The sequence below is a fragment of the Thalassotalea atypica genome (assembly GCF_030295975.1).
GTDB classification, from domain to species: Bacteria; Pseudomonadota; Gammaproteobacteria; order Enterobacterales; family Alteromonadaceae; genus Thalassotalea_F; species Thalassotalea_F atypica.
In genome coordinates, this window is sequence record NZ_AP027364.1 from 1,023,776 (window position 1) to 1,043,612 (window position 19,837).

At 40.8% G+C, this 19,837-nt stretch carries 17 protein-coding genes; 5 read left to right on the plus strand and 12 right to left on the minus strand.

Features of this window, described 5'->3' with window-relative positions; translation table 11 throughout:
* Positions 1-2: 2 nt before the first annotated feature.
* The 6 genes from rlmH to leuS form a co-directional block, all read right to left on the minus strand.
* A complete protein-coding gene (rlmH, locus tag QUE03_RS04740) occupies positions 3-473 on the minus strand; it encodes a 23S rRNA (pseudouridine(1915)-N(3))-methyltransferase RlmH (protein WP_286265638.1) in 471 nt (156 codons plus the stop codon).
* Positions 474-515: 42 nt separating this feature from the next.
* Complete coding sequence (gene rsfS, locus QUE03_RS04745; protein ID WP_286265640.1) at positions 516-833, minus strand: ribosome silencing factor; 318 nt, start codon at positions 831-833, stop codon at positions 516-518.
* A 35-nt stretch (positions 834-868) separates the two neighbouring features.
* Positions 869-1,564: a nicotinate-nucleotide adenylyltransferase gene (gene nadD, locus QUE03_RS04750; RefSeq protein ID WP_286265642.1), complete on the minus strand. Its 696-nt coding sequence runs from the start codon at positions 1,562-1,564 to the stop codon at positions 869-871.
* Positions 1,565-1,568: 4 nt separating this feature from the next.
* The gene (gene holA, locus QUE03_RS04755) at positions 1,569-2,609 is read right to left on the minus strand and encodes a DNA polymerase III subunit delta (protein ID WP_286265644.1); all 1,041 of its coding nucleotides are present in this window, start codon (positions 2,607-2,609) and stop codon (positions 1,569-1,571) included.
* 9 nt (positions 2,610-2,618) lie between these two features.
* Positions 2,619-3,083 (minus strand): LPS-assembly lipoprotein LptE, encoded by a 465-nt coding sequence (locus QUE03_RS04760; protein ID WP_286265645.1) that lies wholly within the window; start codon positions 3,081-3,083, stop codon positions 2,619-2,621.
* 84 nt (positions 3,084-3,167) lie between these two features.
* Positions 3,168-5,747: a leucine--tRNA ligase gene (gene leuS, locus QUE03_RS04765; RefSeq protein ID WP_286265647.1), complete on the minus strand. Its 2,580-nt coding sequence runs from the start codon at positions 5,745-5,747 to the stop codon at positions 3,168-3,170.
* A gap of 237 nt (positions 5,748-5,984) precedes the next feature.
* Between leuS and QUE03_RS04770 the strand changes: the two genes are divergently transcribed.
* Together QUE03_RS04770 and QUE03_RS04775 are read left to right on the plus strand one after the other, a co-directional pair.
* Entirely contained in the window at positions 5,985-6,476 is a 492-nt protein-coding gene (locus tag QUE03_RS04770) for a zinc ribbon-containing protein (RefSeq protein WP_286265649.1), read from the plus strand.
* Positions 6,477-6,610: 134 nt separating this feature from the next.
* Entirely contained in the window at positions 6,611-9,019 is a 2,409-nt protein-coding gene (locus tag QUE03_RS04775) for a Lon protease family protein (protein ID WP_286265651.1), read from the plus strand.
* 99 nt (positions 9,020-9,118) lie between these two features.
* On the opposite strand, the gene dxs is transcribed toward QUE03_RS04775, so the two are convergent.
* From dxs to xseB, 3 genes are read right to left on the minus strand one after another with little or no spacing between them, the layout of a single operon-like run.
* Positions 9,119-10,981: a 1-deoxy-D-xylulose-5-phosphate synthase gene (dxs, locus tag QUE03_RS04780; RefSeq protein ID WP_286265653.1), complete on the minus strand. Its 1,863-nt coding sequence runs from the start codon at positions 10,979-10,981 to the stop codon at positions 9,119-9,121.
* 14 nt (positions 10,982-10,995) lie between these two features.
* Positions 10,996-11,886 (minus strand): (2E,6E)-farnesyl diphosphate synthase, encoded by an 891-nt coding sequence (gene ispA / locus QUE03_RS04785; protein ID WP_286265655.1) that lies wholly within the window; start codon positions 11,884-11,886, stop codon positions 10,996-10,998.
* Positions 11,883-12,134 (minus strand): exodeoxyribonuclease VII small subunit, encoded by a 252-nt coding sequence (gene xseB, locus QUE03_RS04790; protein ID WP_286267757.1) that lies wholly within the window; start codon positions 12,132-12,134, stop codon positions 11,883-11,885. Before xseB ends, ispA begins: the two co-directional genes overlap by 4 nt.
* Positions 12,135-12,444: 310 nt before the next feature.
* Between xseB and pomA the strand changes: the two genes are divergently transcribed.
* The 3 genes from pomA (at position 12,445) to thiI (ending at position 16,322) form a co-directional block, all read left to right on the plus strand.
* Positions 12,445-13,209 (plus strand): flagellar motor protein PomA, encoded by a 765-nt coding sequence (gene pomA / locus QUE03_RS04795; protein ID WP_286265657.1) that lies wholly within the window; start codon positions 12,445-12,447, stop codon positions 13,207-13,209.
* A gap of 5 nt (positions 13,210-13,214) precedes the next feature.
* Positions 13,215-14,168, plus strand: a complete 954-nt coding sequence (locus QUE03_RS04800) for a flagellar motor protein MotB (protein WP_286265659.1) — start codon at positions 13,215-13,217, stop codon at positions 14,166-14,168.
* A gap of 699 nt (positions 14,169-14,867) precedes the next feature.
* Positions 14,868-16,322 carry a tRNA uracil 4-sulfurtransferase ThiI gene (thiI, locus tag QUE03_RS04805; RefSeq protein ID WP_286265661.1) on the plus strand — a complete coding sequence of 485 codons (1,455 nt, stop codon included), beginning with the start codon at positions 14,868-14,870 and terminating at the stop codon, positions 16,320-16,322.
* A gap of 137 nt (positions 16,323-16,459) precedes the next feature.
* Here the strand turns inward: thiI and QUE03_RS04810 are convergent, their stop codons facing one another.
* From QUE03_RS04810 to QUE03_RS04820, 3 genes are all read right to left on the minus strand, one after another.
* Complete coding sequence (locus QUE03_RS04810) at positions 16,460-18,310, minus strand: putative bifunctional diguanylate cyclase/phosphodiesterase (protein WP_286265663.1); 1,851 nt, start codon at positions 18,308-18,310, stop codon at positions 16,460-16,462.
* A 117-nt stretch (positions 18,311-18,427) separates the two neighbouring features.
* Entirely contained in the window at positions 18,428-19,378 is a 951-nt protein-coding gene (locus QUE03_RS04815; protein WP_286265665.1) for a ketopantoate reductase family protein, read from the minus strand.
* Positions 19,375-19,731 carry a VanZ family protein gene (locus QUE03_RS04820; RefSeq protein WP_286265667.1) on the minus strand — a complete coding sequence of 119 codons (357 nt, stop codon included), beginning with the start codon at positions 19,729-19,731 and terminating at the stop codon, positions 19,375-19,377. Before QUE03_RS04820 ends, QUE03_RS04815 begins: the two co-directional genes overlap by 4 nt.
* Positions 19,732-19,837: the final 106 nt, after the last annotated feature.

Genomic DNA, 19,837 nt, shown 5'->3' on the forward strand with positions numbered 1-19,837 from the left:
ATTTATTCTCTATGATAAGGATGATTATTATTAACACTCCAAGCCCGATACAAGCTCTCAGCAACGACAATGCGCACCATAGGGTGAGGTAGTGTTAATGGAGACAATGACCATTTTTGCTCTGACGCGGTAATACAGCTAGGTGCTAAGCCTTCAGGTCCGCCAATCAGTAAGGCAACATCTCGTCCATCATGCTGCCATCGCTTTAACTGGCTGGCCAATTGTGGCGTATCCCACGGTTTTCCTGTAACTTCGAGAGTTACAATGCGGTTGCCTTTAGGAATAGCTGCTAATGTTAATTCACCTTCTTTATCTAGAATGCGTGCAATATCTGCATTTTTTCCACGTTTCCCCGGAGGAATCTCTACTAGATGAAAAGACAGATCGCGCGGAAAACGTCGCGTGTACTCAGTAAACCCTTGGACAACCCAAGCAGGCATCTTATTTCCTACGGCATACAAGGTGAGACGCATAATGTTGACCCGATTAAATTAAAATAACATGAGAAAAGTGGATTACGACCAAAGTTGCTCTAACTGGTAACGATCTCTTAATTCGTCCGTCATGACATGGACTACTACTGACCCTAAATCGAGCAGTGACCATTCACCAACATCAATACCTTCTAAGCCCAAAGGCTCTACACCTTCAGCGCGGCATTCTGTCGCTAGATTTTGTACTACAGATTTTACATGGCGATTTGAGTTACCTGATGCCACTATCATGTAATCGGCGAAGCTGGCTTTACCTTGAATGTCGAGCGTTATAATGTCTCGACCTTTTAAGTCTTCAATTTTTTCAACAACAAAACGTGTTAGATCTTCACTTTGCAATGTGGGTTCCTTCGGATAGATTAATAATGCTGATATTAGCACTTTTTTTGGCGAGCGTTAACTTCGCTGTTCGATTTGTTTATGGGGTTGTATAGTTGGTGAGCATTTATGTACTTGGCTACTTCGGGGGTTAGGTATTGCTCGACCGTTTTTTGTTGTGCAATGTATTCGCGAACCATGGTGGAAGAAATATCATATTCACACGGCGGAGCCATGATGATTTTTCCTGACTTTTCCTTGCCAAGCGATTCCAGTGACACTTGTCGCTGTTCAAGTAATTGCTTTGTTTCTTCAGAAAGTGTGTCTTTGTCATAGCCTGGCCGAGTGCTAACAACAATATGACAAAGTTTTAAAATATTTTGCCACTCAAACCAAGTGGTAAAACTAATCAATGAATCCATGCCTATTAAAAAAAATAAGCGATGTGCCGGGTATTCCTGCCTAAACTCTTTTAGCGTGTCTATCGTATATGAGGGTTTATTTCTGCTAAGTTCACGAGTGTCGCAGGCAATATTGTCGTGCTGTTGACAGACCAATTCTACCATTTCAACCCGCACGTTACTGGGCGTCAAAGGGCGAGACTTGTGTGGAGGAATGTGAGCAGGTAGTAATATGAGCTCTGAAATACTCATCCAGCCAATTATTTGTTGCGCTGGGATTATGTGGCCTAAATGTATTGGGTCAAATGTCCCACCTAATATAGCAATGTCACGACTTTGATGGCTATTCATGAGGTTATTCAAATTCGTAGTTAAGTGGTAAGTTCAAATATTCTTTTTGATGAATAAGCCCAACACATAAATCCGAAATCAAGACAAAAGGATCGAAGTCGCTGGTGGTTTTACTGATCAAATCAACCGAGGCTAAACGAGATATGCCAACGTTGATGGCACCGGGCGTATATCGTGACAAGGCCTTTTTATATAAATACTCTTTATTTTTCCAGATTCGATGTGCCTTGCAGATGTCGCTAAACGATTTCCCTTGTGCTTGCTCATCGAGCATAACTTTCAAATTGTGCAGTTCTTTATGAATGAACCAGACGATTTGTCCAATAGGACTGCCTTCTTCACGCAGCTGTTCGACAATCGCAAGACATTTGGCGCTGTCGGTTAACAATAAGGCATCAATTAATTGAAAGGGATTAAACTTAGCTTGTTTTATTGCAAGTTCTGATATTTCTTCAGCTGTAACTTGTTTATTTGTATATAACAGTGATAATTTTTGCAGCTCTTGATCAAGGGCAAGGACATTGCCTTCAAATAAATCAATCAAAAGAGCTTGAGATTCAGCCGGTAGGTTGAGCTGATAATGCCGTGCTTGTCGATTAAGCCACTGTCTTAGGGCTTTAGTGTCTAAATCATAAACAGGTAAGTAGACACCATGACTGCTTAGAGATTTGAACCATTTTTTATTGGTTGTCGCAGCATCGAGTTTGGTACCATGAAATATCAAAACAACATCTTGGTGCAGATGTTCAACTAATGACAATAACGCTTTAGTACCAGCATCATTCACTTTATTGAGCAATTCAACTTCAATGATTCGCTGACTGGCAAAGAGGCTCATTGCCATGTATTCATCAAGTAAATCTTGCCAATTGAATTTATCATCGGCGGTGAACGTTAAACGTTCGACATAGCCTTGTTGCTGCGCTGTATATTGAATTTGTTTTATGGCATCATTTTTTTGCCAAGGTTCATCACCACAAACTAGCCACACTGTAGGCAAGGGTTGCGTAAAAGTACTGGCCAGTTGGTTATGGTAAATCTTCATAAAACAGAGTTAAATATTTGCCTTGTAGCTCGATAGGTCACGTAAAATTCGATCCGCGGCCTCTTGTCGTAATTCGCTCAATATTAATGATAATTCACGGCTTTTCGCAAGAGCTTTGTCTGGGTCATCTTGATAGTCTCGGTTGAGCTCAAATGAATATTGTTGTGAATCATTTCCCAGTTTCAGCTGATAGCGTACTGAATAAATGAGCTCATATTCCGCTACTTGTCCATTTGGAAAAACTGAAAGTGTTCTTCGATTCAAATTGTCTTTAAGAATTTTGAGCTCTGGAATATCACCTTGAGATGACTTTACCAGGTTCACTTTGTTGATGGCGAAGTGATTTTTCACTAAACGTGTTAATTCACCATGTCGATCAACAGAGGAAACATATAGAGTCTGTAGTTCAGGCGGTAGAAGAAAATCACCACGTAAATGAAATCCACATCCTGTCAAAAGGGCAGTGATTAACATGAGGCTAATCACCTTTATTGAGAGCCCATTTGGGACGAATTTTTTCATTTTGTTAGTGATCTTCACAAATACACCTCAGAGTGCTTAGTTAGCAACAATGTTTAATAACTTGCCAGGAACGTATATAACCTTACGTACTGTTTTGCCTTCGATAAACTTAGCAACATTTTCTTCTTCAAAGCCAAGCTTTTCAACGTCAGCTTGTGGAGCGCCTGCAGATATAGTTAACTTGGCTCGTAATTTACCGTTTACTTGTACGATAATAAGTTTCTCGTCTTCAACTAAGGCTGACTCATCTAATGTTGGCCATAGCGCATCTTCAACGTTACCGCCATGCCCTACTTGCTGCCATAAGTGATGACACATGTGTGGCACAATTGGCGTTAGCATTAAGATAACTGAACGAATAGCTTCTTGCATCACTGCACGATCTTCAGGTGTAGTTATTGACGCCTTGGCCAAATGGTTCATTAGTTCCATAATGGCGGCAATAGCTGTATTGAAGGTATTTCTTCGGCCGATATCGTCACTGACTTTCTTGATGGTTTTATGCAGTTCGCGTCTTAGTTTTTTCTGAACCGCATTTAAATTATTTATATCCGCAGCGATGTCGCCTTCTTGTTCTGTAAAGTCATGCACAAGTTTCCATACACGCTTTAAGAAACGGTGTGCACCTTCAACGCCCGAATCAGACCATTCTAGGGTTTGCTCTGGTGGTGAAGTGAACATAATGAATAAACGCACGGTATCCGCGCCATATTGCTCAATCACTGATTGTGGGTCAATACCGTTATTTTTCGACTTAGACATTTTACTCATGCCAGCGGAAATAACGTCTTCACCATCGATTTTACTTTTAGCCGATGTGATCTTACCTTTTTCATCACGCTCTACATCAACGTCAGATGGCGCTATCCAGTCTTGTCCACCGTTGTCAGCTTCACGGTAATAAGTGTCAGCAAGTACCATACCTTGGCAAAGCAGGCTCTTAAACGGTTCGCTTGATTCTACTAAACCGACGTCACGTAATAATTTATGAAAAAAACGTGCATACAATAAGTGCAAAATAGCGTGTTCAATACCACCTATGTATTGATCTACAGGTAACCAGTAGTTAGCTTTTTCCGGATCAAGCATAGCGTCAGTGCTATCTGGTGAACAGTAACGTGCGTAATACCATGACGATTCCATGAAAGTGTCAAAAGTATCTGTTTCACGAAATGCTTCTTCGCCGTTATAGGTTGTTTTCGCCCACGCTGGATCGTCTTTAATTGGAGAGGTTACGCCGTTCATCACCACATCTTCAGGTAATTCAACAGGTAGTTCTGACTCAGGCACTGGCACTGATTCGCCATTGGCTAGATTGATCATTGGGATAGGAGTACCCCAGTAACGCTGGCGTGATACGCCCCAGTCACGTAGACGGTAGTTCACTTTAATTTGGCCTTTATTCTCTGCCACTAATTTTTCAGAAATGGCTTTAAATGCAGCGTCAAATGTTAATCCGTCAAATTCACCTGAGTTAACTAACGTGCCTTTTTCGGTAATGGCAGCGTTGGCAATGTCCTCATCTTCTTGACCTTGAATGACTTGCCTGATGGTTAATCCGTATTTCGTGGCGAATTCCCAGTCTCGTTGATCATGACCTGGTACTGACATTACCGCGCCTGAACCGTAATCCATTAAGACGAAATTCGCTGCCCATACTGGAACAACTTCACCCGTTAATGGGTGAATGGCTTTTAATCCGGTATCTACGCCTTTTTTCTCAATTGTCGCCATGTCGGCTTCAGACAATTTACTGGTTTTACATTCTTCAATAAACGCTGCTAGCTCTGCATTTTGCTTAGCTGCTTTAAGCGCTAATGGATGCTGTGCAGCAAGCGCTACATACGTAATGCCCATCACAGTATCAGGTCGAGTGGTATAGATATCGAAAGTTTCTTCGCTGTTCTCTAGTGAGAACGTCATTTCGACACCTTCAGAGCGGCCAATCCAATTACGCTGCATGGTTTTAACTTGCTCAGGCCAATCTTCCAATTGGTCTAAATCTGTTAGTAATTCTTCGGCATAGTCAGTTATCTTGATGAACCATTGAGGGATTTCTTTACGTTCAACAATAGCGCCAGAGCGCCAGCCACGACCGTCAATAACTTGTTCATTGGCAAGTACGGTTTGATCGACAGGATCCCAGTTTACGGTTGCATTTTTCTTGTACACCAAACCTTTTTCGTAAAGCTTAGTAAAAAACCACTGTTCCCAACGGTAGTAATCTTTTTGACAAGTCGCAAATTCGCGATCCCAGTCGTAGCCGAAACCTAATAATTTTAACTGGTTACGCATGTAATCAATATTTTGATAGGTCCATTTTGCTGGTGCTGAATTATTTTTGATCGCGGCATTTTCTGCAGGCAAACCAAAGGCATCCCAACCCATAGGTTGCATGACGTTTTTGCCTTGCATACGTTGGTAACGAGAAATCACATCGCCGAGACTGTAGTTACGTACATGCCCCATGTGCAGTCGACCACTTGGGTATGGGAACATAGACAGACAGTAAAACTTTTCTTTTCCTGGCTTTTCTACAGCTTTAAACGTTTTGTTTTCAGTCCAGAATTTTTGAACTTCTGTTTCGATTGACTGGGGATTGTAAATGGATTCCATTAAAGATTTCTCAAACACGATAAAAGGGCGCTAAGTACAGTAAATTGAACAACTGCACAGCAAAAATTAGATATCCGCATAGAATACCTTATCTGCATGAATAACAACAAGCTTAATCACTAAATTTTGTTTAAGCTGCTCGCTATAAAATAACCGTAAAACTTGATATCAAATAAATACATTTGGTTATTGTTTACTATACTGAAAATTAATGGTTTCCAAAGGTAGGACGGAATTATGTCAAAAGAAAATCCTAAAGGTTTTCAAGAAGTTTTTGTTCAGATGTCTAATTGGTTAGAAGAAGTAAAACGTCACGAGGTGACAAAAATGGTTGAATTTGTTGAGCAGGCTAAACTCTACGCCAAGGCTGCTGAGGCATTGCCTGAAGAAAGAGTTGGCCAGTTCATTGAAAACCTTAAATTTGACTTGAGTGAATTCTATCAACACTGGCAATCGGACCGTGAACATTCAATTTACTTGGGCTTAATGAACGAATCATGGTGGGCAACACTTGCTGAAATGACCGACAAATCACAAGTAGAGTGGGCTGAACTAAGCGATGATTTTGCACACGATGGTGTGTACAAAGCAGGAGATTTTATTGGCTTTGGCGAACTAGAATGTAAGCAATGCCATCAAGTGCATTTATACACTCATTTTAGCGAAGTACTCGAATGTACTGAGTGTGGTCACAACCAATTTGGTAGAAAAGCCGCAGCACCACAATAAGGCGTGATAAATTAAAGAGTTGTCATTCACCTTAAAAATTAACAACACCTATTGCAGTATCTTTTCCTAAATGTGGCAAAGCAAGGTAAACTGCTGGAAAATATTGCCCTTTTTCTCTTATAGCGAGTATTTGCATGAGCCAACCTTTCGTTCAATGCCGATTGGAACCGTCGCAGTTGACTGCGAACCTTTCATTACAACAAATTTCAAAATGTTCGATTGAACCCATCGATCATGAAACTTTTATTGGTCATGAAAGGGCAAAAGAAGCATTAGAATTTGGTCTTTCAATGACGGCAGTTGGTTTTAATGTCTTTGCGATGGGAGATCATGGTACGGGTCGGCAAACATTAATTAAGCAGATGTTACATGCCTTTGCCAGTGAGCAAAACACGCCGCCAGAGTGGTGTTACATTAATAATTTTGATGATAACCATGTACCTTTTCGGTTATATGTTAGTCCTGGAGATGGCAAAGTCTTGATGGCCAGAATCAATACCTTTATTGATGAGCTATTAGATTTATTTCCCGAAATATTTGATAACGCAGGCTATCAGCGCCAAAAAGCGGCCATTGATCGTGAATTTAATCAAAAATACGACGAAGCCATTGCTATCGTTGAAGAGACAGCGCTGAAAAACAGTGTTGTACTATATGAAGAGGCAGGGGAAATTGGCTTTTCGCCTTTGGTTGATGGCAAGCCGCTAAACGATAAAGAGTTTGCTAATTTAGACGAATTAAAACGAACCGCATTTTATAAATTGCTGGCTGAGCTAGAAAACTTACTTTCTGAGCAATTGCTTGAGCTGCCTTTGTGGAAACGTGAGTCGTCAGACAAGCTAAGAAAGCTAAAATATGACACGGCCGAGCAAAGTATTATGCCGTTGATTAAAGAGCTTGAACACGAATTTGCGAGTAATTTAGGGGTCTTGAAGTACTTATCAAAAGTGAAGGCTCACGTTGTTGATGCAGTATTGGAAGTGCTGGTGGATGAAAGTACTGAAAATCAAAATGATAAAGATAAGCGCAAACTAATGGTCGAACAATTCTTACCTAATTTGTTGGTGGAGCGTGAGCACAATGGCGGAGCTCCGGTTGTATATGAACAAAACCCGACCTTTCAAAATTTGTTCGGACACGTCGATGTTGCCACCTTCCAAGGAGCCAGTTACACCAGTTATCGCTTAATAAGGCCAGGTGCCTTGCATAAAGCCAATGGTGGCTATCTATTGATTGAAGCGGAAAAGTTACTCAATCAACCTATGGTATGGTCGCGCTTAAAGCTTGCCTTAAAAACACAAAGTATCACCATTGAAAATCCTTATTCTGAATTAAGCCAAGGCAGCGTTTACAGTATTCAGCCGGAAAAAATACCGCTTAATGTAAAAGTGGTTTTACTGGGTGATTCTCATATTTATTACACACTGCAAGAATATGATCAGGAATTTACTGAGTTGTTTCGTGTACTTGCCGACTTTGACCGCCATTTTACCAAAGACGAAAATAACTTATGTGCATACAGTAATTTAATTCGTCAACGAGCACAGAAATATGATTATCCTGAAGTGGGGGATGATGCAGTGATTGAATTGATACGCCACGCACTGAGACGAGCCGAACACCAACATAAAATTTCTGCCAATATCGTACAAGTGAATGATTTGTTAGATGAAGCCGTTTATTTGATGCGAAAGCAGCACGCAGGGGTGATCGTCGAGCAAGAAGGAAAACTCACTGCTGACTATGTTCAAATGGCTTTGAAAGCTAAACAACGCCGCACAGGAAGAATGAGCGAATCGTGGTTAAGCGAAATTAAGGAGCAACAAGTACTGATCAATACCGACGGGAAAAATATCGGTAAAGTCAATGGATTAACTGTCTTAGAAATAGGAGACAGTGTTTTTGGTACTCCAGCTCGTATTACTGCCACCGTTTATGCGGGTAGTAATGGCGTGACTGATATTGAGCGGGAAGTAGACCTCGGTAAGTCCATTCATTCGAAGGGCGTTTTGCTGTTAACCGGTTATTTGGGACATAAATATGGTCAAGAGCTTCCGGTTTCTATTTCTGCCAATATTGCTATTGAGCAGTCATATGGTCACATTGACGGAGACAGTGCCTCAATGGCCGAGTTATGTGCATTGATCTCAGCGATAACGCTTGTTCCTATTGACCAAGGGATAGCAATCACGGGATCAATTAATCAGCACGGCGAAGTACAATCCATTGGCGGCGTGAACGAGAAAATTGAGGGTTTTTATCGACTCTGTAAAGACGAAGGTCTTACGGGTAAGCAAGGTGTTATTATCCCTAAAACTAATGTTATTAATTTGATGTTAGAGCCGAGCGTGATTGAAGCGGTAGAAAAGGGCGATTTTCATATTTATGCGGTAGAAGACATAGACCAAGCGTTAGAAATTCTCATGGCTATGCCTGCAGGCACAATAAATCGTTTAGGTCGCTATCCACGAAAATCTATTCATGCCATGGCATTGGATAAATTACAGTGTTTTGCAGAGTTGCTACACGGCGGCGAAGAATAGCCGCATGGCTTTACTTTAGATTTTATTTTCTACTTAAATAAAAAAAGCTCGATGTGGAAACGCCGAGCTTTTTTGTGTCTGTTTATTAATAGCTGGAATTTAAGCTAAAAATGCGTTGATTTTATTCACAAAACCTTCGCAGTCCAAACCCAACTCTTGATGAATTTCTGCTTGTGTTCCGTGTTTGATAAATTGATCCGGTAAGCCAATGTTAAGCACTTTAATGGCTAAACCTTGACTGAGTACAAATTCATTAACACCAGAGCCCGCGCCGCCCGCAATGGCATTGTCTTCAATGGTGACAATTACATCATGTGATTGTGCCATCTCAGTAATCAACGCTTCATCAAGTGGTTTAACGAAACGCATATCCACTAAGCTAGTATCCAAAGCATCTGCTGCTCTTTCTGCTTCTAGTAATAAGGTACCAAAACTCAGGATAGCGATATTTTTGCCTTCGCGTTTTACTAGCCCTTTGCCCACCTCAATGGTTTCATCAACCAAGGGTAATTGAGCGCCGGTACCACTGCCCCGAGGATATCTCACTGCTGCTGGTTTATCCAGTTTGTGCCCTGTAGTCAGCATTAGCTGACACTCGCGTTCATCTGCCGGTGCCATGATCACTAAATTTGGAATACAACGCATAAAGCTTAAATCAAACGAACCTTGATGCGTCGGCCCATCCGCCCCAACAATTCCCGCGCGGTCAATAGCGAAGAGCACTGGTAAGTTCTGAATAGCAATATCGTGAATAAGTTGATCATAACCTCGTTGTAAGAAGCTTGAATAAATTGCAACGACAGGATTTTGACCACCTATAGCAAGGCCCGCAGCGTAAGTTACGGCGTGTTGCTCAGCAATTGCCACATCAAAGTATTGATCGGGGAATTTTTGACTAAACTCCACCATTCCAGAGCCTTCTCGCATTGCTGGTGTGATCGCCATAAGCTTTTTGTCTTCGCTGGCCATTTTGCATAGCCAGTCACCGAAAATAGCAGAATAGGTCGGCAAACTTGCTTGGCTTTTAGGTAAGGCGGTTTCTGCGGGATTAAATTTTGGCACTGCATGGTATTTAATCGGATCTTGTTCAGCGGCTTCGTAGCCTTTACCTTTTTTGGTTGCAATATGTAGTATTTGTGGGCCTTTCAAACCTCGCATGTTGCGAATAGTATCAACTAAGCCATTGACGTCGTGACCGTCAATTGGGCCAATATAATTAAAGCCTAATTCTTCAAAGAAGGTGCTGGGTACGACCATACCCTTTAAATGTTCTTCAGCGCGACTTGCTAACTCTTTAATAGGAGGCAAATTGTTAAGAATTTTCTTACCTCCTTCACGAATACCTGTGTAGAAACTACCAGAGAGCATCTTTGCCAAATGGTTGTTCAGTGCGCCAACATTTTCTGAGATCGACATTTCATTATCGTTGAGGATAACGAGCATATCTTTATGAATGTCGCCTGCGTGATTTAATGCCTCAAAAGCCATACCAGCAGTCATGGCGCCATCACCAATAACCGCGACGACTTTGCGATCTTGATTTTCTTTCTCAGCAGCAACAGCTAAACCTAATGCAGCAGAAATTGATGTACTTGAATGTCCAACGCTTAAAACGTCGTACTCGCTTTCTTCACGCCATGGAAAAGGATGTAAACCGTCTTTTTGCCTGATGGTATGAAGTTGATCGCGACGACCCGTTAGTATTTTATGCGGGTAGGCTTGATGGCCGACATCCCAGATTAAATGATCAAAAGGCGTTTTGTAGACAAAGTGCAAGGCAACAGTAAGCTCAATTGTGCCTAAGCCGGAAGCAAAGTGGCCACTGCTTTTGCTAACAGAGTTCAATAAATAACTGCGCAATTCGTTACTGACTTGCGAAAGCTGATCCTGATTTAACATACGCAAGTCATCTGGCGTATCAATTGTTTTTAACAGGGGATAATCAGCAAGGTTAATAGTCATAAGTTCTTTTTTAATTAATGTGTGCGATGGACAATAAAAGTCGCAAATTCAGCTAAATTTTGCGTATTGTAGGGCAAAGTGTCTAAAGCTTGAAGTGATTGTTGATATAACTGCTGTGCTTTTTGCTGTGCTTGGTCTAATCCCATCAATAATGGGTAGGTTGATTTGTTTGCTGCCAGATCGGAACCAGCTGGCTTACCTAGCTCTTCTTCACTAGAAATTATATCAATTATATCGTCACGGACTTGATAAGCTAAACCAACTAATTCAGCGTATTTGGCAAGCTCTTTCATTTCTTCTGTATTTACATTTGGCGCACATTCGGCAGCCATAATGACCGAAGCTTTAAGTAAGGCTCCCGTTTTGAGTAGGTGCAGTTGTTCGAGTTCTGTAAGCGATATCGTTTTATTTGTTGCTGCCAAGTCAAGTGCTTGGCCACCGCACATGCCTTGATAGCCAGCAGCATCAACTAGCTGCTTCACTAACATTATTTGCTTTGCAGCAGTAATATTGTTGAAGCGGTGGTTGGCTAAAAAATCAAACGCTAAGGATTGCAATGCATCACCAGCAAGTATTGCCGTGGCTTCATCAAACGCCTTATGGCAGGTAGGTTTGCCACGCCTAAGATCGTCGTCGTCCATTGCAGGTAAATCATCATGCAATAAGGAATAGGCATGAATACACTCAATGGCGCAAGCAATGGCATCAATGTCGTTTAATTCAGCGCCTAACGCTTCACCGGTAACGTAAGCTAGATATGGACGCATTCTCTTACCGCCAATAAGCAGACCGTATCTCATGGCGTCATGCAACCTTGGATCATTTATCGTTAAATCGTTTAACTTTTCAGTTAATAGCTGATCAACGCGTGCTTGGAAGCTGGCTAATTTAGATAATTCACTCACGAATGCGGTTGCTCTGTTAAGCTAAAGTCTTCCAGTTGCGAGTCACCGTTTTTATCCATTAAAATTTTGATGCGTTGCTCTGCATCTTGTAATTTGGCTTGGCTCACTTGACTGAGGTTTAATCCTCGCTCAAATATATTCATCGACTCTTCAAGGCTAAGCTCGCCTTGTTCAAGCTTATGTACAATGACTTCGAGCTCAGAGAGTGCTTCTTCAAAGCTCAAGTTTTCAATTTTTTTCTTTGCCATAATGGTAAATGTCGTGACATCAGCCACTTCAATTGCTGCATTTTATAATATGGCGCAACGGTACCTTAGCTTGACGCTTTGGTCAATGTATCTAAGCATGAACTGAATCAAATAAAAGTCGATAAAAAATGGTTAAGTTATTGACTCATCGGGCGATAATATCAATTAATAGCACTACTTTTATCATCAACTAAACTTTGCCTCACTTACGTCCTCGTGCAGGTTTAGCATTATTTGATAATAGCGAACTATGATGTGTTAATGTATTATCAAATAAAATGATGTTGTTTCATGCTTTTAGGAGGCATTTGTGGATTTAGCTACGCTACTGGGAATTCTAGGCGCGATCGGTTTTATTGTCATGGCGATGATACTCGGTGGCGATATCAGTATGTTCGTGGATACGCAGTCCATTTTGATCGTGTTTTGTGGTTCATTATTTGTGGTTTTGGCCAATTATAATTTAGGTCAGTTTTTTACGATTGGAAAAATTGCCGCTAAAGCGTTTATATTCAAAATTGAACAACCTGATGAGCTGATTGAAAAAGCAGTAGAAATGGCGGATGCAGCGAGAAAAGGTGGCTTCCTCGCGTTGGAAGAAGCAGAAATATCGAATCCGTTTATGCAAAAAGGTGTTGATATGCTTGTTGATGGTCATGATGCTGACGTTGTTCGTGGCACTTTACAAAAAGACATAGCATTGACCACTGAACGCCATGAAACTGGTGTCGGGATATTTTCTGCGCTAGCCGAAGTGGCGCCAGCGATGGGAATGATTGGTACCTTGATTGGTTTGGTGGCAATGCTGTCAAACATGGATGACCCTAAAGCCATTGGTCCTGCAATGGCGGTTGCACTTTTAACAACACTTTATGGCGCATTTTTAGCTAACGTTATTGCTATTCCTATTGCCAATAAACTCACCTTACGCCTAGGCGAAGAGAAGCTCAATCAAGAATTGATCCTTGATGCTGTGCTAGGTATTCAAGATGGCCAAAATCCGCGGGTTATTGAAGGTTTGCTGAAAAACTACCTAGCAGAAAGTAAGCGCGTTATTAGTACAACAGAAGAGTAGCAACTATGGCTAATCCTCCAGAGTGTAAGTGCCCACCACCCGGGCTACCCAGTTGGATGGGAACATTTGCAGACTTAATGTCGCTGCTAATGTGCTTTTTTGTATTATTACTGTCGTTTTCTGAAATGGACGTGTTGAAGTTCAAGCAAATTGCAGGTTCGATGAAATTTGCTTTTGGTGTACAAAACAAAATAGAAGTTAAAGATATTCCTAAAGGCACCAGCATTATTGCCCAAGAGTTTAGGCCTGGTAAACCTGATCCAACACCTATTGAAGTGATTCAACAGCAAAGCATGGAAATGACTCAACAAATGTTGGAATTTCAAGCGGGTGATGAAACTTCAGCCGGTGGCCGACAAGAACAACGTGGCACTGAACGTGGTGGTCAATCTCAGAGCACAGATGATCAAATGAGCCAGCAACAGATCCAACAGGCTCAAGAAATGATGGAACAAGCTGCTCAAGAGCAAGTGAATGAGTTGGCGAAGAAAATTGCCCAGCAACTTGAACAACAAATTCAAGACGGTGCAATTGAGCTTGAGGCGCTGGGTCAACAAATCATCATCCGCATTCGTGAAAATGGCTCATTCCCTTCAGGCTCGGCATTTTTGCAACCTAAATTTAAGCCTATTATGCAAGAAATAGGAGCACTGCTTAATACCGTGCCCGGTGAAATTATGATCTCGGGTAACACTGACAATCAAGGCATAAGCTCTGAGCTGTATCGCTCTAACTGGGATCTTTCGTCACAAAGAGCGGTGGCAATTGCTCATGAAATGGTGAAGGTACCGAATTTTGATGCGAGTCGATTGTTAGTGGTGGGTCATGCCGATACACGCCCATTAGTACCAAACACGAATGCGCTTAATCGTCGCCGTAATCGTCGCGTCGAGATTTCAATAAACCAAGGTAAAGCTAAAGAAACTGATCCTATTTCGCTCAGTGAACCACAAAGCTAGGCCAACTCTATTACTTCATTCCAACAAAAAAAAAGAGCAATGTATGTTGCTCTTTTTTTGTTGGATATAGGACGTCCACTAAACATTATGCTTGTGTAACACAAGCAAGAAACTGCCTAGAATCACGCACGTTTTTAAATTTTAAACGTGTGGAGCCTATTTTATCAGTCACAACAATGGTGAGCTTGTTGACTGAAATTGATTTGATCGGGGCAGCAATTGGATACACCCTTCCGTTATATGTATAAGACATAATAAAACTCTTTCTATTTGCGAAAAACGCACTAAATTGAAAGCTTTTTGTTGTTTGTTGTCGGTTATGGCTCATCTCTTTTTTAAATGAACGCATGCATGGTGAAACTCAACTGTGCAGGTACAAAGATACGCTACAAAGAATACTTGTTTCTTCGGTTGAACAATAAAAAGCTAGTTGTGTTGAGTAATGACAAACTGTGAAAAGGAGAGGCAAAACACGAATTATCTCAATGGACGAGTCACAAGGGATAATCAGTTAAATAAACGAGAGGAGATTAAATAACAGCGGAATTATATAGTGGGATGAGTAAAAAGTATACTGAAAAATTATATTTGATTACTTTAATGTGTTTTTCGTTACTTTGAACGCCATGGATTTAACTAGGCGTAATATCTCCCGATAGTGTATAATCCGCGCCACTTAATTTTATGGTGGTGTTATTGATGAAATTTATCGTTAAGTTACAAGCAGAAATAACGATCAAAAGTCGTCCTGTACGTAAGCGTTTTACAAAAATATTAGGGTCCAATGTCAAGAACGTGCTCAAACGTGTTGATGAGCAAGTGACCACGCGTGACAATTGGGACAACATTGAAGTTAATACTAAAAATAACACGCCTGAAAACCGTGAAAAACTGGTTGAGACACTCAAGTGTATCCCTGGTATTCCTACGTTTATTGAAGTGCAGCAAACAGACTTTACCGACTTGCATGACATTTTTGAGAAAACGTTGGCAGTTCACGCTAAGACCATCGAAAACAAATCCTTTTGTGTGCGCGTTAAGCGTGTAGGTAAGCATGAATGGAATTCGATTAAAGTTGAGCAATACGTTGGTGGTGGTCTTAACCAAGCGGTCGACAGTGCTAAAGTTAAACTTAAAAATCCTGATGTAACCATTCGCTTAGAAATCAAGGACGATAAGCTGTTTATCGTTACTGAAACCCATAAGGGATTAGGCGGCTTCCCGATTGCCACTCAAGAAGATGTACTTTCTTTGATGTCTGGTGGGTTTGACTCAGGTGTTGCTAGTTATCAAATGATTAAAAAGGGAGCTCGTACACACTTTTGCTTCTTTAACTTAGGTGGTTCGGCTCATGAAGTTGGCGTAAAACAAGTCAGTTATTACTTATGGAACAAATATGGCGCGTCACACCGTATTAAATTCTTCGCAATTGATTTTGAACCCGTGGTTGCTGAAATATTAGAGAATATTGAAAATGGCCAAATGGGGGTTGTGTTAAAACGTATGATGATGCGTGCAGCGTCAAAAGTGGCAGAGAAAATGGGCATTCAGTCGCTGGTAACCGGTGAAAGCTTAGGGCAAGTTTCTAGCCAAACGCTGACCAACTTGAATGTTATCGATCGTGTTACCGAAACACTAATTCTGCGCCCTTTAGTCGCACACGACAAGCAAGATATCATCGATATTGCCCGAGAAATAGGCACTGAAGATTTTGCTAAAACCATTCCAGAGTATTGTGGCGTAATTTCTAAAAAGCCAACGGTCAAAGCTGTTCTTTCAAAAGTCGAGTCAGAAGAAGATAATTTCGATTTTTCGATACTTGATAGTGTAGTTGAGAATGCACGCATTTTTGATATTAGGGACATTGGTCAAGAAACTGAGCAAGAAATACACGCTGTAGAAGAAACCGCTGAAATTGCTGAGAACATGATCGTGTTAGACATCCGCGCACCTGAAGAAGAAGACGAAAATCCGTTGGAAATTGATGGTGTTGAAGTGAAACACTTACCGTTTTATAAGTTAGGTACACAATACGGCGACTTGGACCAGTCAAAAGAATATTTATTATATTGTGACCGCGGTGTGATGAGTAAGTTACAAGCGCTGTATCTAAAAGATAATGGCTTTAAAAACGTGAATGTTTATCGTCCTTAATTGATGAGGGTGAGTTTAGCATACTAAAAAAGCGAGCTAAGCTCGCTTTTTTATTGGCGATTCCATAATGGCTGCTCTGCTGTTTGCGCTTGTTGGAAATTTACTCAGTTTGTTTGTGTTGCAGCTCGCAAAAAGCGCTATACGACTTTCAACTCAGTATTGCTCGGCAATCTAGTCCTATGCTCTTGGGCCAAAAGTAATTCAATAAATTGTGTCGCAGGTACGGGTTTGGAATATAAATACCCTTGATAGGCGCCACAATGCTCTTGGCGCAAAACTGATAGTTGCTCCGGTGTTTCGACTCCTTCTGCAATGGTCTCCATACCAAGGTTATCAGCGAGCTGAATAATGGCGCGAACGATCATTCGGTCTTTATGCTTGGTGGCGCAATGCTCGATAAATCGCTTATCAATTTTAATAATTTGAATGGGTAAGCTACTAAGTTGAGCAAGTGAAGAATAGACTGTACCAAAATCATCTAGTGATAAAGTAAACCCTGCTGCTTTTAACTGGTTTAACACGCTAATGTTTTTTTCTCTAGACTCCATTAATGCACTTTCGGTTTGCTCAATTTCAATCCAATGGGCGGGACATTGCTGCTCTTTTAAGATTACATCGAGTTGTTTTACAAACGTTTCCTGTGCCAATTGCTTTGGTGAAACATTCACGGCAATATTTCGTAATGGAGAAATTTCTTTGAATAATTTGATGTTCTGACAGGCTTGTTTGAAAACCCAAGCGCCAATATCACAAATCGTATCATTTGCTTCTGCAATCGCAATAAACTCGAGTGGACTTATCGCGCCATATTTTGGGTGCTGCCACCTTAATAAAGCCTCCGCTGAGGTTATTTTTCCTGTGATAACGCACACTTTAGGTTGGTAATGCACGGTTAATTCTTGTCGTTTGATTGCTTTTTTCAAATCAGCTTCTAAATCGTGAAAACGATTACTCTGCGCTGCTAATTTATCTTCATAAAAAACATAAGACTTTTTACCGTTTGATTTTGCTTTATACATCGCCAAATCAGCATGGGTGCAGAGCACCTCAATATCTGTGGTGTCTTCTGGATAGATGCTAATGCCGATACTGCATGATAATTCGAAACTCTTACCTTCAAAAACGTGAGGCTGTTGGCTTATTTTCAATACTTGCTCGGCTATCAGCTCTGCTTTCTTCCTAATATTGTGTTGTGGTGTGAGAATAAAGGTAAACTCGTCGCCGCTAATTCGATAAAGTTCGATTGACTTATTGGTGAGTGACTTAAAACGTAATGCAATTAATTTCAGCACATTATCACCACTGGCATGACCTAACTGATCATTTATTTTTTTAAAGCCATCTAGATCAACCACAAGTAAGGCGAAATTTAGGTTGCTGTACCTAACGCTATCGATCTTAAGCTTTTGTTGGTCTAGGTGCTTTATGAAACTCTTTCGATTGTTTAAGCCTGTTAAGTAATCTGTATAGCTTTCACGGCGAAAAGAGCGCATTTGGTTGATGGTTTTTTTTTGAAAATACACCATCAGACTAGCAAGAATACTTAAAGAAACCAGTTCAATACAACCTTGGATAAATTCAGGTAATTCTCCATTTCCAATAGAAGGTAAATAGGCTGACAAAAGGGCGATTGAGATGGCAATGGGTAACATCGAACCAGGAAACACAAATAGAAAAAGCAGTGGAATTATTCTGTAAATACCATCAATGACATTCATATTAAGTGGAAATATTATTCCTACAGAACAAATAGCCAAAAAAGCTACAACCGCTAATGAATTCTTTATCTGTGATTGCTTAGTAAAGTAAGCCGCAACAAGGCTAAACCCGTACAGGGAGTACAGCAATTTCGCTGCTACTGGTTGGGTAAGCGAAAGCAAAGTGTAATTACATACAATAATGGCCAACAAAAAGCTCAATGACATCAAACAAAACGCTTGGTTTTTCGGTGTGATCATATAACTAAAATGTTCTTCAACTGTACTCAAAGACTTATTCTAATTAATTCGAACGAGGAAATATGTTCCAGTATTGTAATAGTTGTGGTTTTTAACACAGTTAAACTGAATAACTATTTAGTTTTTAGTGCTTTCGGTGGAAATCCATTATGTACGGCCTTCTTCTAGCGCTTTGACGGCTAAGTAAAGTTGATGATTTTCAGGAAGCTCAAGGTGATGGCGCTTTGCTTTTTGTAGCAAATACCCCGTGATATAGTCTATTTCTGTGCGTTGTTTGCTATTGATGTCGCACAACATAGAGGAGCAATTGTTCGCCGTGCTCTTGGCTACTTGTTTAACTGTAGCATATAGGGATTCTGCGCTTATAACGAGGCCTTCATTCTGTGTAACCAATGATATTTCTTCGCAAAGTTTAGTCACTAACGGGGTAAATTTACTATCTAGTATGTGACCATTTTTAATCGAATTTATTGATGTTATTGGGTTTATAACGCAATTAACAGCCAGTTTAAGCCATTGCTTTTCCTTTATATTATTGTGCCAATTGACTTCTCTTAAGGCTGAGTGGAGACAGGAGGTTATTTGGTGGATATGCTCTCGTTTTAATGAACCTTTCACAAGTCCAATATTTGTTTCGCCGATGCCTGTGTGGATGACATGATTTTTTTGTGCTCGAAAAGCTCCGTGTGTAGTGAGCATTGCTAACAAAGACATTGTAGGTGTTAGTAGCGACGCAACCTCTTCCACAGTACCCATTCCGTTGTGGCATAGAATTATAACGACGGTTTCATTTAGCAAGGGTAATAGGTTGGATAACGTTGTGGCCACGTTGAACGCTTTTACACAGACCAGTATCACACTAGCTTGGTTTAGATGACTACGCGTTGCTAACGGAATAGCTATGTGCTCGCTAAGCCCTCGATTGTGAGTAAAATCAATGGTTAGGTCATTGAAGGGCTTAGTAAATTCTACTTGGTCTTTCAGTGCTGAATATGTGACAGAGGTGGGGAAGATACTTACTTCACATGCTGAATTTTTGGCGAGGTGGGAGGCCCACAATCCACCAATTGCTCCTTGACCGGCAACAACAATTTTCATCTGTTAGTTAGTTTTCGGCCATAGACTAGCCAAACCCATTTAAGGGCGAAAAATGTAAAAATACCAACTAAGTCTGCGACGAAATCTTTCATTTCTCCATTTCTAAAGCCTAAATAATATTGCCCCCATTCACTTAAAGCGGCATAGGCAACGAGTGAAAGTAATAAGGCTGGAGCGGGCAGTTTGACAAAGCTTGATAATAACCATGTCAAACAAAAGAACCCGATAAAGTGACCAATGGTATCTATTTGAGTGTTTCTAAATACAAGGCTACGGATTTCATTGGAAAAGACCAGTGAAGTTGCAGCCAATGTCAGTACGAGAACGAACAAAAAGTGATGTAGATTTTTCAAAACAACAATATAGTGTGAAGCGTTAAACGCATAATATCATGACCAGATAGCATGTATAGACAATTTGCGGTGATTTCAGTGTTCTGTGTTTTCAGGGCGCGCAATG

Coding starts and splice junctions, on each gene's coding strand:
- nadD (WP_286265642.1), bottom strand. CDS start 1,564: ATGAATAGCCATCAAAGTCGTGACATTGCTATATTAGGTGGGACATTT.
- QUE03_RS04815 (WP_286265665.1), bottom strand. CDS start 19,378: ATGAAAATTGTTGTTGCCGGTCAAGGAGCAATTGGTGGATTGTGGGCC.
- rlmH (WP_286265638.1), bottom strand. CDS start 473: ATGCGTCTCACCTTGTATGCCGTAGGAAATAAGATGCCTGCTTGGGTT.
- QUE03_RS04760 (WP_286265645.1), bottom strand. CDS start 3,083: ATGTTAATCACTGCCCTTTTGACAGGATGTGGATTTCATTTACGTGGT.
- thiI (WP_286265661.1), top strand. CDS start 14,868: ATGAAATTTATCGTTAAGTTACAAGCAGAAATAACGATCAAAAGTCGT.
- dxs (WP_286265653.1), bottom strand. CDS start 10,981: ATGACTATTAACCTTGCTGATTATCCCCTGTTAAAAACAATTGATACG.
- QUE03_RS04770 (WP_286265649.1), top strand. CDS start 5,985: ATGTCAAAAGAAAATCCTAAAGGTTTTCAAGAAGTTTTTGTTCAGATG.
- xseB (WP_286267757.1), bottom strand. CDS start 12,134: ATGGCAAAGAAAAAAATTGAAAACTTGAGCTTTGAAGAAGCACTCTCT.
- leuS (WP_286265647.1), bottom strand. CDS start 5,747: ATGGAATCCATTTACAATCCCCAGTCAATCGAAACAGAAGTTCAAAAA.
- QUE03_RS04775 (WP_286265651.1), top strand. CDS start 6,611: ATGAGCCAACCTTTCGTTCAATGCCGATTGGAACCGTCGCAGTTGACT.
- QUE03_RS04800 (WP_286265659.1), top strand. CDS start 13,215: ATGGCTAATCCTCCAGAGTGTAAGTGCCCACCACCCGGGCTACCCAGT.
- holA (WP_286265644.1), bottom strand. CDS start 2,609: ATGAAGATTTACCATAACCAACTGGCCAGTACTTTTACGCAACCCTTG.